At 49.8% G+C, this 13,948-nt stretch carries 14 protein-coding genes; 5 read left to right on the forward strand and 9 right to left on the reverse strand.

Translation table 11 applies throughout. The annotated features are described in order from the left end of the window. Positions 1–39 precede the first annotated feature (39 nt). Both nudB and ACTHSA_RS06615 read left to right on the forward strand, forming a co-directional pair. A complete protein-coding gene (gene nudB, locus ACTHSA_RS06610) occupies positions 40–504 on the forward strand; it encodes a dihydroneopterin triphosphate diphosphatase (RefSeq protein ID WP_004520014.1) in 465 nt (154 codons plus the stop codon). An 84-nt stretch (positions 505–588) separates the two neighbouring features. Next, a complete protein-coding gene (locus ACTHSA_RS06615; protein ID WP_004520013.1) occupies positions 589–1,122 on the forward strand; it encodes an inorganic diphosphatase in 534 nt (177 codons plus the stop codon). A gap of 202 nt (positions 1,123–1,324) precedes the next feature. Here ACTHSA_RS06615 and ACTHSA_RS06620 read toward each other — a convergent pair whose 3' ends face one another. Further along, complete coding sequence (locus tag ACTHSA_RS06620; protein WP_004520011.1) at positions 1,325–1,951, reverse strand: hypothetical protein; 627 nt, start codon at positions 1,949–1,951, stop codon at positions 1,325–1,327. Between the two features lie 296 nt (positions 1,952–2,247). Between ACTHSA_RS06620 and cysI the strand changes: the two genes are divergently transcribed. Next, the gene (gene cysI, locus ACTHSA_RS06625; RefSeq protein WP_070695666.1) at positions 2,248–4,005 is read left to right on the forward strand and encodes an assimilatory sulfite reductase (NADPH) hemoprotein subunit; all 1,758 of its coding nucleotides are present in this window, start codon (positions 2,248–2,250) and stop codon (positions 4,003–4,005) included. A 127-nt stretch (positions 4,006–4,132) separates the two neighbouring features. Here the strand turns inward: cysI and ACTHSA_RS06630 are convergent, their stop codons facing one another. The 6 genes from ACTHSA_RS06630 to ACTHSA_RS06655 form a co-directional block, all read right to left on the reverse strand. Next, positions 4,133–4,705 carry a hypothetical protein gene (locus ACTHSA_RS06630; RefSeq protein WP_004520009.1) on the reverse strand — a complete coding sequence of 191 codons (573 nt, stop codon included), beginning with the start codon at positions 4,703–4,705 and terminating at the stop codon, positions 4,133–4,135. Between the two features lie 90 nt (positions 4,706–4,795). Continuing rightward, on the reverse strand, positions 4,796–5,302 hold the full coding sequence (locus ACTHSA_RS06635) for a hypothetical protein (protein WP_003685697.1): 507 nt from the start codon (positions 5,300–5,302) through the stop codon (positions 4,796–4,798). 449 nt (positions 5,303–5,751) lie between these two features. After that, complete coding sequence (locus ACTHSA_RS06640) at positions 5,752–7,542, reverse strand: assimilatory sulfite reductase (NADPH) flavoprotein subunit (protein ID WP_049344187.1); 1,791 nt, start codon at positions 7,540–7,542, stop codon at positions 5,752–5,754. A 190-nt stretch (positions 7,543–7,732) separates the two neighbouring features. Further along, positions 7,733–8,056 (reverse strand): DMT family transporter, encoded by a 324-nt coding sequence (locus tag ACTHSA_RS06645; RefSeq protein WP_004520006.1) that lies wholly within the window; start codon positions 8,054–8,056, stop codon positions 7,733–7,735. A 27-nt stretch (positions 8,057–8,083) separates the two neighbouring features. Further along, the gene (locus ACTHSA_RS06650) at positions 8,084–8,953 is read right to left on the reverse strand and encodes an ABC transporter six-transmembrane domain-containing protein (protein WP_070588398.1); all 870 of its coding nucleotides are present in this window, start codon (positions 8,951–8,953) and stop codon (positions 8,084–8,086) included. A gap of 15 nt (positions 8,954–8,968) precedes the next feature. Then, complete coding sequence (locus ACTHSA_RS06655) at positions 8,969–9,394, reverse strand: MarR family winged helix-turn-helix transcriptional regulator (protein ID WP_070588400.1); 426 nt, start codon at positions 9,392–9,394, stop codon at positions 8,969–8,971. 182 nt (positions 9,395–9,576) lie between these two features. On the opposite strand from ACTHSA_RS06655, the gene yddG reads away from it, so the two are divergent. Together yddG and ACTHSA_RS06665 are read left to right on the forward strand one after the other, a co-directional pair. Continuing rightward, a complete protein-coding gene (yddG, locus tag ACTHSA_RS06660) occupies positions 9,577–10,491 on the forward strand; it encodes an aromatic amino acid DMT transporter YddG (RefSeq protein ID WP_039862220.1) in 915 nt (304 codons plus the stop codon). 129 nt (positions 10,492–10,620) lie between these two features. Beyond that, positions 10,621–11,931, forward strand: coding sequence for a sulfate adenylyltransferase subunit 1 (locus ACTHSA_RS06665; RefSeq protein ID WP_049336816.1), 1,311 nt, complete (start codon positions 10,621–10,623; stop codon positions 11,929–11,931). A 70-nt stretch (positions 11,932–12,001) separates the two neighbouring features. Here the strand turns inward: ACTHSA_RS06665 and glyA are convergent, their stop codons facing one another. After that, positions 12,002–13,252: a serine hydroxymethyltransferase gene (gene glyA, locus ACTHSA_RS06670; RefSeq protein WP_004520001.1), complete on the reverse strand. Its 1,251-nt coding sequence runs from the start codon at positions 13,250–13,252 to the stop codon at positions 12,002–12,004. A gap of 133 nt (positions 13,253–13,385) precedes the next feature. Further along, entirely contained in the window at positions 13,386–13,760 is a 375-nt protein-coding gene (locus ACTHSA_RS06675) for a hypothetical protein (RefSeq protein WP_039862199.1), read from the reverse strand. Positions 13,761–13,948 lie beyond the last annotated feature (188 nt).

Consider the following 13,948-nt stretch of genomic DNA (forward strand, 5'->3'; position numbering starts at 1 on the left):
AAAAATCAGCCTCCCCAACCAAACCGGCAAGGACAAGTCATGAGCAGTAAGCCTTTGAAGTATCCCGTTTCCGCTTTGGTTGTTTTGTATGATAAAGACGGCAATATCCTGCTGATTGAACGCACGGCGCCGCAAGGTTTTTGGCAGTCGGTTACCGGCAGCTTGGAAGAGGGCGAGCGTATCGAAGAAACCGCATGGCGCGAAGTGTGGGAAGAAACCGGTATCCGCCTTGCAGACGGACAGCTGGAAAACTGGCACGACAGCACCGTTTATGAAATCTATCATCACTGGCGCCATCGCTATCCCAAAGGCGTTTTTGAAAACCGCGAACACATCTTCTCCGCCCAAATTCCGCGCGATACGCCTATCGTCCTGCAACCGGACGAACACGTTGCCTACGGTTGGTTTAGTGCGGAAGAAGCGGCAGAAAAAGTGTTTTCGCCTTCCAATAAACGCGCAATTTTAGAACTGGTCAAAAGGCTGAATGCCAAAAAGGCCGTCTGAATACGACAGTTTCACATTTTCAGACGGCCTTGGGTTTGCTATACTTTCGCCGTTTGACTCTATTTAAAATCAAAGGAAACCATCATGGCAGACTTCAATAAAATCCTGACCCCGGGCGATGTGGACGGCGGCATCATCAACGTTGTCAACGAAATCCCTGCGGGCAGCAACCACAAAATCGAATGGAACCGCAAACTGGCCGCTTTCCAACTCGACCGCGTTGAACCGGCAATTTTCGCCAAACCGACCAACTACGGCTTCATTCCGCAAACTTTGGACGAAGACGGCGACGAATTGGATGTATTGCTGGTGACCGAGCAGCCTTTGGCAACCGGTATTTTCCTGGAAGCACGCGTTATCGGTGTGATGAAATTCGTTGACGACGGCGAAGTGGATGACAAAATCGTCTGCGTTCCGGCCGACGACCGTAACAACGGCAACGCCTACAAAACTTTGGCCGATTTGCCGCAACAACTGATCAAACAAATCGAGTTCCACTTCAACCACTACAAAGACCTGAAAAAAGCAGGTACCACTAAAGTTGAATATTGGGGCGATGTAGAAGAAGCGAAACAAGTCATCAAAGAATCTATCGAACGTTGGAACAAACAAGCCTAATCGGTTTGCCCCATCCAATATCAAGGCCGTCTGAAAATCAGATTTTCAGACGGCCTTTTCATATCTCAGCAGCCTATCAATCCTTCAAGCATTTTCAAACTGATATTTCAAACGAATCAATCATATTATTTTAAATAATTGTTCCCTAAAGCCGAAATTTCAGACGGCTAGAGAATAGGTTTTCTAGATTGCAATTACAGCATCAGCCCCAAAACGCTTTTTCAAATCCTGCCGCGCATTCTGGTGGCAGTTCCCGTTGTAGTAAATCATGCAGAGCAGAATATAATTCTGGAGGTATGTCGCAGCTTTCTTCATCGTAGAACTCCCCGCCTGCTTTCCGCCATTCGCGCTCAAAATCATAAATTGCCAATAAGGTTTGCATTAGTATTGCTACGGAAGGGGCGATAAGGCGGCGTTTTTCTATTGTACCGTAACCTATTATCAACCAATAAACAGGACTGCCGGGAGCGGTGGTATCAGCAAAAAGAATTGAATCGTCAAACATTATGCCAAATATCGCCCATTCTTCACGCCAGCCTTGTGTAGGCAGATATTGCTTGGTCTTCCTATCCCAGCCGAAGGCCCAATCGTGCCAACTGTTGGGCAATTTGGGATAAGTCACCCATTGTAAAAACAGAGTTTCCATCTCCAGCCAATAATTGGCAAGTAGATTGTCGGAATGCCATATGCCGTCCATATGGCGGTAGAAGTCGGCTAATGCACCCAAATGTAGATGACGGTTACCTTCCAGTGGGGGCAGTTTCTGCAACGTTTCTGTATAGGGAAAACCAAAGGTTTGTGCGAAGGTGCGTATAAGGGAGTGAGGCATAAAGTTTGCTTGCTGTATTTTTACGGTTTAAGTCCGTGGAAGATAATGGATTATAGTGGATTTAATTAAAATCGGGCTTGACGCAGGCTAATGATGTAAGCCATCGATTTAGTTTATTTTTGATCTGCCAACGTTCATCAGTCAGAACATAAATATAGTAAATTCAAATTGTCTATAAGTTAGTGCGATATTTTGCCAATATAACAAAATCGTCTTTAAAACAAACAAACCATTCTTTCTCATTTTCAGACGGCCTCATTAAAGTAACGCCTATACCAAAAATAAGGAGTGCTTCAATGACTGCTACCACAACCGATCCACGAGCCAAGCTGCCTGAGACGCCTTTGTCCGGCAACGAAGCCTTGAAAGAGCGCAGCGATTATCTGCACGGTACGATTAAGGAGGAGTTGAAAGACAATTTTACCGGCGGCTTTACTGCCGACAACTTTCAACTTATCCGTTTCCATGGCATGTACGAACAGGACAACCGCGATATCCGTGCCGAGCGTACCGAACAAAAACTTGAACCCTTAAAAAACATGATGTTGCGTTGCCGTTTGCCCGGCGGCATCATTACGCCGAAGCAGTGGCTGGGTATTGACAAATTTGCCGGTGAAAATACGATTTACGGCTCTATCCGCCTGACCAACCGTCAAACCTTTCAATACCACGGCATTTTGAAAACCGATTTAAAACAGGCACATCAGGCATTGCACAAACTTGGTTTGGATTCCATTGCCACAGCCAGCGATGTCAACCGCAATGTGTTGTGTACCAGCAATCCGGTGCAAAGCACGTTGCATCAAGAAGCCTATGAATGGGCGGCGCGCATCAGTATGCACCTTCTGCCGCGTACCATGGCATATGCCGATGTCTGGCTGGACGGTGAAAAAGTGTTTACAACCGAGCCGACCGAGCCGCGTAATAAAGAAATTGCTGATGAGGTCGAGCCGATTTTGGGTAAAACCTATTTGCCGCGCAAATTTAAAACTGCCGTCGTAATTCCGCCCGACAACGATGTGGACATTCATTCCAACGATTTGGGTTTTGTGGCGATTGCAGAAAACGGCAAGTTGGTGGGCTTCAATGTATTGGTCGGTGGCGGCTTATCCAGCGAACACGGTAATACCAAAACTTATCCGAACATTTCTTACGAATTTGGTTTCGTTCCGCTCGAATACACCCTCAACGCCGCTGAAGCTGTTGTCAGCACCCAGCGCGACTGGGGCAACCGCAGCGACCGCAAAGCAGCGCGTACACGCTATACGCTGCAACGCGTCGGCGTAGATGTGTTCAAAGAAGAAGTCGAAAGGCGCATGGGCATTAAATTTGAACCTATCCGCCCTTACGAATTTACGCATCGCGGCGACCACATCGGCTGGGTACAAGGGCATGAAGGCAACTGGCATTTGACTTTGTTTATTGAAAACGGCCGTCTGCTCGATTATCCCGGTAGGCCGTTGAAAACAGGTATCCGCGAAATTGCTAAAATCCATCCCGGCGACTTCCGTCTGACGGCAAACCAAAATCTGGTGGTTGCCAATGTACCGCCCGAATTGAAAGACACGATTGATAAAATCGCCAAAGACCATGGCCTTATCAGCAAATCGATTACCATCCAGCGTGAGAACTCGATGGCCTGCGTTGCCTTGCCGACCTGTCCGTTGGCAATGGCGGAGGCTGAGCGTTTCCTACCAACATTCTCCGATAAAATTGACGAAATGTTCGCCAAATATGGTTTGGAAGACGAATACATCGTTTTGCGCGTAACCGGTTGCCCCAACGGTTGCGGCCGCGCCATGCTGGCAGAAATCGGTTTGGTCGGTAAAGCGGTCGGCCGCTACAACCTTTACGCAGGCGGCAACCGTGAAGGCACCCGCATTCCTCGTTTGTTTAAAGAAAACATTACCGAACCTGAAATCCTTGAAATTGTCGAAGGCTGGGTGGCAGATTGGTCTCGAAACCGTTTAGATGATGAAGGTTTTGGCGATTTTGCCATCCGTACCGGCATCGTCAAACCTGTATTGGACGCTCCGCGAGACTTCTGGGCATAATGCATACAACCAGATCCGCAAGTCTACAATAAGAAAATAGAGAAAACCAAAGGCCGTCTGAAAATCAGATTTTCAGACGGCCTTTTATATTGTGCGTATTTATATTAAAGATGGAATATAAACCGAATCAGCGACGGCGGCCAAAGCCCCGACCCATACTTGGGCGGCGGTAGTTGGAAGGCTGACGCGCGGTTTCGCGGTAACGCTGTTGCTGTTGAGCGTTTTGTTGCTGGGCACGCAGGGTGCGCGTATTCAGCTGTTGGCTGGTGCGTCTGTTTGGACGTGCGGTTTGATAATAGTTGGCACGGGCTTGACGTGCAATCGGGCTGTTTTGATTGCTTGCCTGTGTGAATTTGTTGGCCAATGCGTTGCCGATAAATGCACCGGCTGCCGCGCCCACCAAGCTTTGCAGCAGCCAGCTGCCGGTGGATTGGTCGTAGATATATTGTTGGCCGTCTGTACCGGTTACCGGTTGGCCGTTGTTGCCGTTAGCTTGTGCCTCGGCAGGAATGGTGTCTTTCACGGCTTCAGGCGTGAGCTGGTAAACCGTATTGTCTTCTTGTTGGCCGTTTTGTTGTGCCAACTGTTGTTGTAATGCTTCGATTTGTTTTTGTTGCTGCTCAAGCTGCGCTTGGGTATTGTCTTTGCAGGCAGCAAGGGCAAAAGTGGAAAGGGCGGCTAAGGCAATCAGTTTTTTCATTGTTTTTCCTGAGAGAAGTTTGTCTTTGCCGAGATTTCGGCGGAGTGTGTTCGCCTAATATTAAACCATTTCCCTGTTTTTCAAGTAGTTTTACAAAATAATATTGGAAAGTTGCGCTGCAAATGCACGGCTGTTGGCAGCCAGATTGCCCAGTGCGGGCATTTCGTGTTCGGTTTCGATAATCAGCAGGTTGGCAGGGCGGCGGGTGTGCAGGGACATTTGCATTTCAGCGGGAGAGAAGGGCATGTGATGGCGTTTGGCGAAAGCTTCGGCGCGTTTGTTGGCGGTTTTGAGCATGGGCAACAGGGTAATATCCAAATGGAAACGGCGTACGCCCAAAACCAAAATACGCGCTGCGAAGAAATCCGCTTCATCAGTAAAAACGTTGGGGCTGCTTTGATTGAAGTCGTGGCGCTCTGCGGCAATCAAGGTCGCGATGGTGCGTACTTGCGGAATCAGGGCTTCGCTGATGAGGCTGTCAGGCGAATCAGGCAAAGTGTGCATGTTGAGCATGCTGTGGTGGCTGTTGCTGTCAACGACCATGCGGCAGGTGTGTAACATTTGTGTTTGGCTGTGGATTTTAGTTGAGGCAGTCATGGCTGTATTCCTTATTTCTTAAAAATGGGTGGATTTAAGCGGCCATGGTGGGTATAAAAAAAGCCGCTCAAATGAGGCGGCTCTAATTTGCGTATTTTCAATTTGGTCTGTTTTAGACAAGCGCAAAAAAGTACCGCACGTTTGTGTGGTACCAATAGAAGAAAGTAGCAGAGCGTTGCGCGGTTTGCATGATGAAAATACGTCTTTAATGTATAAAAGAATGGAACGTAGTTTAAAACAAGAATGCCAGTAATTTCAATATCCAATCGACAAAACCCACCAATAAATCTACAAGTTGTTGTAATCCTTCCAATTTATTTTCTTTCGAGTGAGTCAAATTTGCACAATTATAATGCAAAACCGGGTGAATTGATAACAATCCGAGCAGGCTCTTTAAAAAGGCCGTCTGAAAACTGAATTTCAGACGGCCTTTATTTTTGTTTATCCAATCAATAAATGTCGCGTTGGTAGCGTTTGTCTTCGCGCAGGTCGTTGAGGTAGTCTTCGGCTTCGTCACGGCTGAGTTTGCCTTGGGTTTCGATGACTTCGATCAGGGCGTTTTCGACATCGCGTGCCATGCGTGTAGCGTCGCCGCAGACGTAGATGTGTGCGCCTTGTTGCAGCCAGTTCCAAACTTCGGCGGCGCGTTCGGTGATTTTGTGTTGGACATAGACTTTGTGTTCGCCTTGTCGGCTCCATGCGAGGTCGGCGCGGGTGAGGAGGCCGTCTTTGCGCCAATCGCTCCATTCGAGTTGGTAGAGGAAGTCGTCGGCTAGGCGTTGGTTGCCGAAGAAGAGCCAGTTTTTGCCGCTGTCGCCATTGGCGGCGCGTTGTTGCATGAAGGAGCGGAAGGGGGCAACACCTGTGCCTGCGCCGATCATGATGATGGGTGTATCGCCCTTTTGGGGCAGGCAGAAGTTGGGGTTGGGTTCGACAAAGACACGGATTTCGCTGCCTTCTTCGAGGCGTTCGCCCAAGTAGCCGGAAGCTGCACCGGTGTAGGTGTGGTCGTGGTGGTCGAAACGGACGACGCCGATGGTGAGGTGGACTTCTTCGCCGACTTCATCTTGTGCGGAGGCGATGGAGTAAAGGCGAGGGGTTTGTGGACGGAAGAGGCTGTATAGGGTTTGTGCGTCCAGTGGGTGCGGATAGGCGGCAAGTACGCCTACGGGCGGTGTGGCGGCGAGGTAGGCATCCAGTTGGGCTTTATCTGCAACTATGGTTTTGAGTTCCTCGTTGTTTGTTAATTCGGCGTATTGTTGGACGAATGCCGGTGTGTTTTGGGTGATGTCTGCGGATTCGGTCAGGGCGGTGCGGATGTCGGTTTCGCGGCCGTCTGAAAGTTGGACGGTTTCGTTGCCGTTCAGTTGGTTGAGGTCGAGGATTTCTTGAACGAGGTCGGCGGAATTAAGCGGCCATACGCCGAGCGCGTCGCCTGCCTGATAATACAAACCTGAGCCGCTGAGATCGATTTCGATGTGTTCGACGTCTTTTTCCGCGTCGCGCGAGGTGATTTTTTGGCGCACGGATAGGGTGGCTATGTAGGGGTTTTCTTTGGTGTAGATGGCATCGTTGCTTGGTGTGGCTGAGCTGTTTGGTGCAGCGGTTGTACTTGGACTTGTTGCTTGGGCGGTTAACTCAGCCACTTTGGGTACGACGGCGGCAATCCATGCGTCGGCATCGGCCTGGAATTCTAAGTCGCAAATGCCCAAGTCGTTCAGACGGCCTGCACCCAGTTCGGCAAATTTGGCATCAAAGTCTTTGCCTGCTTGGCAGAAGTTGGGATAGGAGGAATCGCCAAGGCCCAAGACGGCAAAGGTGAGTTTGCTGAGATCAGGTTTCTTTTTGCCGTAGATGAATTTGTACAAGGGTAGGGCTTCTTCGGGCGGTTCGCCTTCGCCTTGGGTGGAGGTAACCAAAAGGACGATGTCTTCGTCGGGCAGGGTTTTGCTTTTGAAATCGCCTGCGCTGCTGAGGCGGGCTTCTACGCCGGCGGCTTGAAGTTTGGCGTGTAGGGATTCGGCAACGCTGCGGGCATTGCCGGTTTGGGAGGCGGAGAGGACTAACACGCGGCGGCTGACTGCCGAAGCGGCCGTTTGCAGGGCAGATGGTTCGGCTACTATACCGGATACGCCTTGGCTTTGCGCCCAGCAATAGCCGGAGAGCCAGGCAAGTTGGGTGGGGGATAGTGTGGAGAGTTGGACGGAGAGTTCGGGGGGAAGCGGATTGGCTTGGCTCATTTGGATTCCTTTATTGGACGGCTATAACCGATTGTTTGAATAATGGACAGTCGCCACTTTAAACAGGCCGTCTGAAAAAAGGAAAGAATGCTTGGTTTTAATTTAAGATGATTTCGTTATATTCGGGAAGGTATTAGGCCGTCTGAGCATACCTGTTCAGACGGCCTTGGATTGGATAGAAACGAGATTTTCAGTTTCCGCTGGAGAGTTTCATCACTACGACGCCGGAGATGATGAGAAATGCGCCAAGCCAGCGGCCGAAGTTGGCAGCATCGTTGAAAAATACAACGCCTACCAAAAAAGCCCCTGCCGCGCCTATGCCTGTCCAGACGGCGTAGGCTGTACCCATCGGAATACTTTTTTGGGCAAGGTAAAGGAAGTATCCGCTGCCGACGATGCAGGCAAGCGCGGCGGCAAAGCCATGCCAGCGGTAGCCTTCCTGTTGTGCCAGCTTCAAGCCCAATGGCCAGCCGATTTCCAGCATACCGGCTAAGATTAAATAAAACCAACTCATAATATGTCCTGATAGTGTGTTAAGGTTTCAGACGGCCTTAGAAAGATTGTTTTCTTCCGAGAGTTCAACGCGTTGTCCGATATCTTTTAGATTGGAGTATTGTTCGACCAAGCGCGGTACATCGTCCAAGCTCATTGCAAACATCCATAAATAAGTGCTGACGGAATAGATATGGCCGGCGCTTCCGTAGCCTTTAAGCGTCATGTGTATAAAGGCGAAGCCGAACAATACGCTCATCGCCATGCCGATACTGAGATAGCCTAAGGCTTCGCGGTTGGAAATCAGCACGCGTAGTTTGGCAAACCAGCCATAGTGGCGGTAGAGCTGATGCTCGTTGCCGTCGCGGATAAGGTGGTTGTCGCGTTCAAACCGATTGTTTAAATGGAAATATAGGTTTTCGCTGATGGCGGCAAAACGCGGCAGCAACCATAAAAACAGGGCAAGTATCGCGACAGCCAATACGCCCACCCAAAATTCCAATATCAGCAACATCATACATGCACCGAAGATGGAGACCAGCGAAGTAGCAGCGATGGGCAGGTGTTCTTCAAAAAAACTGACAAACTCGCGCGATAGGGCAACGCGTGCGGTAATGGCGGAATGCGGTACTTCTCGCTTGCGCTGTTCCAAAACGACCGGGACGGCTATTTCAGTATAGATTTTGGTAAATGTACGCGTATCGGCTATCCTTCGGGCGGCGCCGATTATCCACATTAATAAGACCACCACACCATACAACATTGCCTGCCAGACGTTGCCTTCCATAACGGCATTAATCGCCCAGCCTCCAAACACGGGATATACCAGCAAGAGCAGATTATCCAAGCCGACGAGAGAGAAGGTTGTGATGAGTTTGCGGCGGTGTGTTTGACCGATGTGTTTCAACATTTTCCACATGGTTGCCCTCCTTCCTTATTTAGTATTGAGGGTTTGCGCCATTAATTCGGCCAACGCGTCCAAATCGGCAAACAGTCGGGCTGCACGTTTTTCACCGAAGGCGGTAAAAATTCGTTTGCTGAATTCCTGCATGTTTTGCACCAATGGTGCGGCGGATTCTTTGCCTTGCTCGGTCAGCGACAATAAGCGTTCGCGTTTGTCTTGTTCGCTTTCGTGAAATGTCAGCAAGCCTTGTTCCGCCAGCGTTTTGCATGTGCCGGAAACGGTTTGCTTGGGCAGGCTCCATTCTTCGCCTATGTGTTTTTGAGTGCGGCTGCCTTCGGTGGCCAAGGTGTAGAGAACGGCGAAGGTATTGTAGTTGGTGTTTTGCTGTTTAATCCATTGGTCAAATGCGCTGTCTATGTGGCTGATACGCATGCCGAGTTGGTCGAGCTGATTCATAAATTGGTCTCAATATTGACTAATTGGATGCGGATTATAGTCATGTTTAGGACTAATTGCAAATGGAGGGCCGTCTGAAACAATCATTTTCAGACGGCCTTGAAACCGTTAAAATAATTAATGTAGAAACGATATATTCAAACTACGATAAACCTAATAAAACCATCTTCAGCACATACGCCATGATTCATTTCTTATCTCAAAACATCTCCTCTAAACAAGCCACTGCCATCGGGCTGCTTGCCGTTGCTTTGTGGAGCTTTGTCATTTCTCTGATACGCTCTTTGAGCCTGCATATGGGGGCAGTGGGCGGAGCGGCAATGATGTACACCCTGTCCACCGTATTGATTTGGCTGATTTTCGGCCGGCCGCATTTACGCAATTACAACCGCAGCTATCTGTTTTGGGCGAGTGTGTTTTTTGTCGGCTGCGAACTGTGTTTGTCGCTCTCGGTCGGTTTTGCGCAAAACGCGAGACAGGCGGTGGAAATCGGCATGGTCAATTATTTGTGGCCGACGTTTACCATCGTCGGAGCGGTATATTTCAACAAACAGCCGTCAAAATGGTGGATAGTCATCGGCTTTGTGCTGTCGTTTTTAGGGATTGCCACTGTATTGGGCGGCGATGTCGGCTTGTCAATTTCCGGCATCTACCACAATGTCCGCACCAATCCCGGCGGCTACATCATGGCATTTGCGGATGCGGTGTTTTGGGCGGCATATTGTACGCTGACGGCGCGCGTGAAAGCGGAAGGCAGCAGCGTCGGCTTTTTCTTTGCGCTGGTGTCGATATTGTTGTGGATAGAGTATTTTCTCAGCGGCGCGGATACGTTGAGTTTTGATTCCGTATCGCTCGGCTATGCCGTTGCCGCCGCGTCTTGTATGGGCTTGGGCTATGCAGTGTGGAATATCGGTATTTCGCGCGGCAACCTGACCGTATTGGCAGGCGCATCTTATTTCATTCCGGTATTGTCTGCGGTAGTGTCATCATTTTTGATTAGCGCGCCTTTGTCCATGACATTTTGGCAGGGTGCGGGAATGGTGTGCTTAGGGTCGATTGTATGTTGGTTGGCGACCCGGAGAAAACGGATGGTGTGAGGTAATATCCCATAGTTTTGCGATATAACGAAAACAGCTTTTTTAACAACCAAACATTCTTTCCCATTTTCAGACGGCCTGTTTAAAGTAGCAGTCAGTTTGAGAAATCACGAGAAATGGGAAAGAATCATGACCGTAGCTTCCGCTCCGCTTTTACGCTTCATTACCGCTGGCAGTGTCGATGACGGCAAATCCACCCTCATCGGCCGCCTGCTCTACGACAGCAAAACCTTACTGACCGACCAGATTGACAAGCTCAACCGTGCCACTGAAAACGGCGAAACGCCTGATTTTGCCAGTTTGACAGACGGCCTTGCCGCCGAGCGCGAACAAGGCATTACCATTGACGTGGCCTATCGTTATTTCGCCACGCCCAAACGCAAATTCATTATTGCCGACACGCCGGGACACGAGCAATACACCCGCAACATGGTAACGGGTGCATCGACCGCCGATGCCGCCATCGTCCTGATAGACGCAACGCGCGTCGATTTTTCCGGCAGCGAACCCGTCCTTCTGCCGCAAACCAAACGCCACAGCGCGATTCTGAAACTCTTGGGCTGCCCCAACGTCATCGTCGCCGTCAACAAACTCGACCTGCTCGACTTCGACGAAACCAAATATCAGGCCATTACCGCAGCCTACCGCAAACTGGCTGAACAAATCGGTCTCCAAGCCCAAATCCACTTCCTGCCCATCAGCGCGTTAAAAGGCGACAACATCGTCAACGCCAGCAGCCAAACCCCGTGGTATCAAGGTTTGCCGCTTTTACCCCTGCTCGAAAGCCTGCCCGTCAACCGCCAAAACGCCGCCGACCAAGCCACCCACTTCCCCGTACAGCGCGTCGCACGGCAAGACGGCAGCAGCAGCGACGACTTCCGCGGCTATCAAGGCAGGCTGGAAGCAGGTCGTCTGAAAACCGGAGACGAAATCAAAGTCCTGCCTAGCGGACACACCGCCAAAATCGCCGAAATCTACAATCCAAACGGCAAAACCGAATCTGCCGAGGCAGGGGAAGTGTTGACTGTCGTTTTGGATACCGATATCGATATTTCACGCGGCAACAGTATTGTTTCAGCCGACAGCGCCATTGTTCCCGAACAACAATTTCAAGCCGCGCTTTGCTGGTTTGACGATATTCCGCTCAATCTGCGCCGCAAATATTTGCTGAAGCACACTACCCAAACCACGCCCGTAAAAATCAGCGAAATTGCCTATGTTTGGGACGTGAACACCCTCAGCCGCGTCGAATCCGCCGAAACGCTCAAGCTCAACGACATCGGCAGCGTCAGCCTCAAAACCCAGCAGCCGCTTTCTGCTGCCGCATACGAAGACAACCATGCACAAGGCGCGTTTATTTTGATTGACGAAGCCACCAACCATACTGTCGCAGCAGGCATGATACGCAAAGTCAGTGAAACAAACAGTTTTGAAATTTAAAAGAAAGTTGCAATAAAAAAAGGCCGTCTGAAGTTTCAGACGGCCTGTTATTTTATCCAAGGCGAAATGCTTATGCGCCGTAAACCGGATATTTATTGCACAAAGCAGTCACTTGTTCGCGGACTTTGGCGAGGTTGGCTTCGTCTTCAGGGTTGGCCAATACGTCGGCAACCAAGTTTGCCAATACGCGCGCGTCGGCTTCGTTAAAGCCGCGTGTGGTCATGGCGGCGGAGCCGATGCGGATGCCGGAGGTAACGAATGGTTTTTCCGGATCGTTCGGGATGGCGTTTTTGTTGACGGTGATATGAGCTTTGCCCAAAGCGGCTTCGGCGGCTTTGCCGGTGATTTTCATCGGTTGCAGGTCAACGAGGAAAACGTGGCTTTCAGTACGGCCGGAAACGATGCGCAAACCGCGTTTAACCAACTCTTCCGCCATAGCGGCAGCATTGATTTTCACTTGTTTTGCGTATTGTTTGAACTCAGGTTGCAACGCTTCTTTAAACGCCACGGCTTTGGCAGCGATAACGTGCATCAACGGACCACCTTGCAGGCTTGGGAAGATAGAAGAGTTCAGCGCTTTTTCGTGGGTATTGTCACGGCACAAAATCACACCGCCGCGAGGGCCGCGCAGGGTTTTGTGGGTGGTGGTGGTTACGAAGTCGCAGAATGGTACGGGGTTAGGATATTCGCCGCCGGCAATCAGGCCGGCATAGTGCGCCATGTCGACAAAGAGGTATGCGCCGACTTTATCGGCGATTTCGCGGAATTTTGCCCAATCGATTTGTAGCGCATAGGCAGATGCGCCGGCCACAATCATTTTAGGTTTGTGTTCAAGCGCCAAGCGTTCTACTTCGGCATAATCGAGAACTTCGTTTTCATCCAAACCATAAGTAATGGCGTTGTAGAGTTTGCCGGAGATGTTAACGCTTGCGCCATGGGTCAAGTGGCCGCCGTGTGCCAGAGACATGCCCAAAATGGTGTCGCCCGGTTTCAAAACTGAAGCATATACGGCTTGGTTGGCTTGCGAGCCGGAGTGCGGTTGGACATTGACATATTCTGCGCCAAACAACTCTTTAGCGCGGTCAATCGCCAATTGTTCGACAATATCAACGTATTCGCAGCCACCGTAGTAGCGTTTGCCAGGATAGCCTTCGGCGTATTTGTTGGTCAATTGCGAACCTTGGGCTTCCATAACGGCACAGCTGACGTAGTTTTCAGAGGCGATTAGCTCGACGTGGTCTTGCTGGCGCTTGTCTTCTTGGGCGATGGCTGCTGCCAAATCGGGGTCATATTGTGCGAGGGTAACGCTTTTTGAAAACATGTTCTCGATTCCTTTGTGATGGGCTGAAAATATGGGATGGAGTGCTGCGGATTGGTTCAAGATGAACTATTTTTCTTGCATTGTCAACAATTGTGTCGGGTGTTTGGTTTCAGACGGCCTGAGATTGAAGGGTTTATTTGAAAATATCATCTTGTTTTAAATGAAAATCCATTTTTTCCAGAAGTGCGACCAAATCGGATTCGGCTTGGGCGGCTTTAAGATTTTTTGCCAGTTCTACCAAGGCTACTGCATTTAATCGTTCTTTCTCCAACCGTAGAGCTTCTTCGCTGAAGATTTTGATATTGTCTGCCGATTCGGCGGCATCTATTTTTTCAAATGGATAAAATGATTCTTCGTGCACGGCCAAACCGTCAGGCAAGGGGGCAGCATGGTTGAAATCGGCATCATTGACCGGCATCCATGAAGGATGGTTTTCAAGCAGGATAAATTGTCCGTCCATGCCGTTGATATGACGGAATAGGGTGGTTCGGCCATTGTGTAAACGCATAAGCCCGATTGTATGCCCAAGTCGGCAAACCGTCTAGAAACCTGTTTCTTTCCATTGGGACGATGGCTAATGGTGATATTATTAATTTTGACATAAAACAGTTTCGGCTTAAAAAAGACTGGATAAAACGCCCGTGTTTGTTATAATGAAGCTAAAGATTAATTCGTCCTAGTTTTTGGCAGCAGTAC

Origin of the sequence: Neisseria sp. P0008.S002, assembly GCF_051962805.1 — a bacterium.
GTDB classification, from domain to species: domain Bacteria; phylum Pseudomonadota; class Gammaproteobacteria; order Burkholderiales; family Neisseriaceae; genus Neisseria; species Neisseria perflava.

What these genes read in the sequence shown, in the direction of transcription:
- nudB (WP_004520014.1), top strand. Translation starts at nt 40, where the DNA reads ATGAGCAGTAAGCCTTTGAAGTATCCCGTTTCCGCTTTGGTTGTTTTG.
- ACTHSA_RS06615 (WP_004520013.1), top strand. Translation starts at nt 589, where the DNA reads ATGGCAGACTTCAATAAAATCCTGACCCCGGGCGATGTGGACGGCGGC.
- ACTHSA_RS06620 (WP_004520011.1), bottom strand. Translation starts at nt 1,951, where the DNA reads ATGCCTCACTCCCTTATACGCACCTTCGCACAAACCTTTGGTTTTCCC.
- cysI (WP_070695666.1), top strand. Translation starts at nt 2,248, where the DNA reads ATGACTGCTACCACAACCGATCCACGAGCCAAGCTGCCTGAGACGCCT.
- ACTHSA_RS06630 (WP_004520009.1), bottom strand. Translation starts at nt 4,705, where the DNA reads ATGAAAAAACTGATTGCCTTAGCCGCCCTTTCCACTTTTGCCCTTGCT.
- ACTHSA_RS06635 (WP_003685697.1), bottom strand. Translation starts at nt 5,302, where the DNA reads ATGACTGCCTCAACTAAAATCCACAGCCAAACACAAATGTTACACACC.
- ACTHSA_RS06640 (WP_049344187.1), bottom strand. Translation starts at nt 7,542, where the DNA reads ATGAGCCAAGCCAATCCGCTTCCCCCCGAACTCTCCGTCCAACTCTCC.
- ACTHSA_RS06645 (WP_004520006.1), bottom strand. Translation starts at nt 8,056, where the DNA reads ATGAGTTGGTTTTATTTAATCTTAGCCGGTATGCTGGAAATCGGCTGG.
- ACTHSA_RS06650 (WP_070588398.1), bottom strand. Translation starts at nt 8,953, where the DNA reads ATGTGGAAAATGTTGAAACACATCGGTCAAACACACCGCCGCAAACTC.
- ACTHSA_RS06655 (WP_070588400.1), bottom strand. Translation starts at nt 9,394, where the DNA reads ATGAATCAGCTCGACCAACTCGGCATGCGTATCAGCCACATAGACAGC.
- yddG (WP_039862220.1), top strand. Translation starts at nt 9,577, where the DNA reads ATGATTCATTTCTTATCTCAAAACATCTCCTCTAAACAAGCCACTGCC.
- ACTHSA_RS06665 (WP_049336816.1), top strand. Translation starts at nt 10,621, where the DNA reads ATGACCGTAGCTTCCGCTCCGCTTTTACGCTTCATTACCGCTGGCAGT.
- glyA (WP_004520001.1), bottom strand. Translation starts at nt 13,252, where the DNA reads ATGTTTTCAAAAAGCGTTACCCTCGCACAATATGACCCCGATTTGGCA.
- ACTHSA_RS06675 (WP_039862199.1), bottom strand. Translation starts at nt 13,760, where the DNA reads ATGCGTTTACACAATGGCCGAACCACCCTATTCCGTCATATCAACGGC.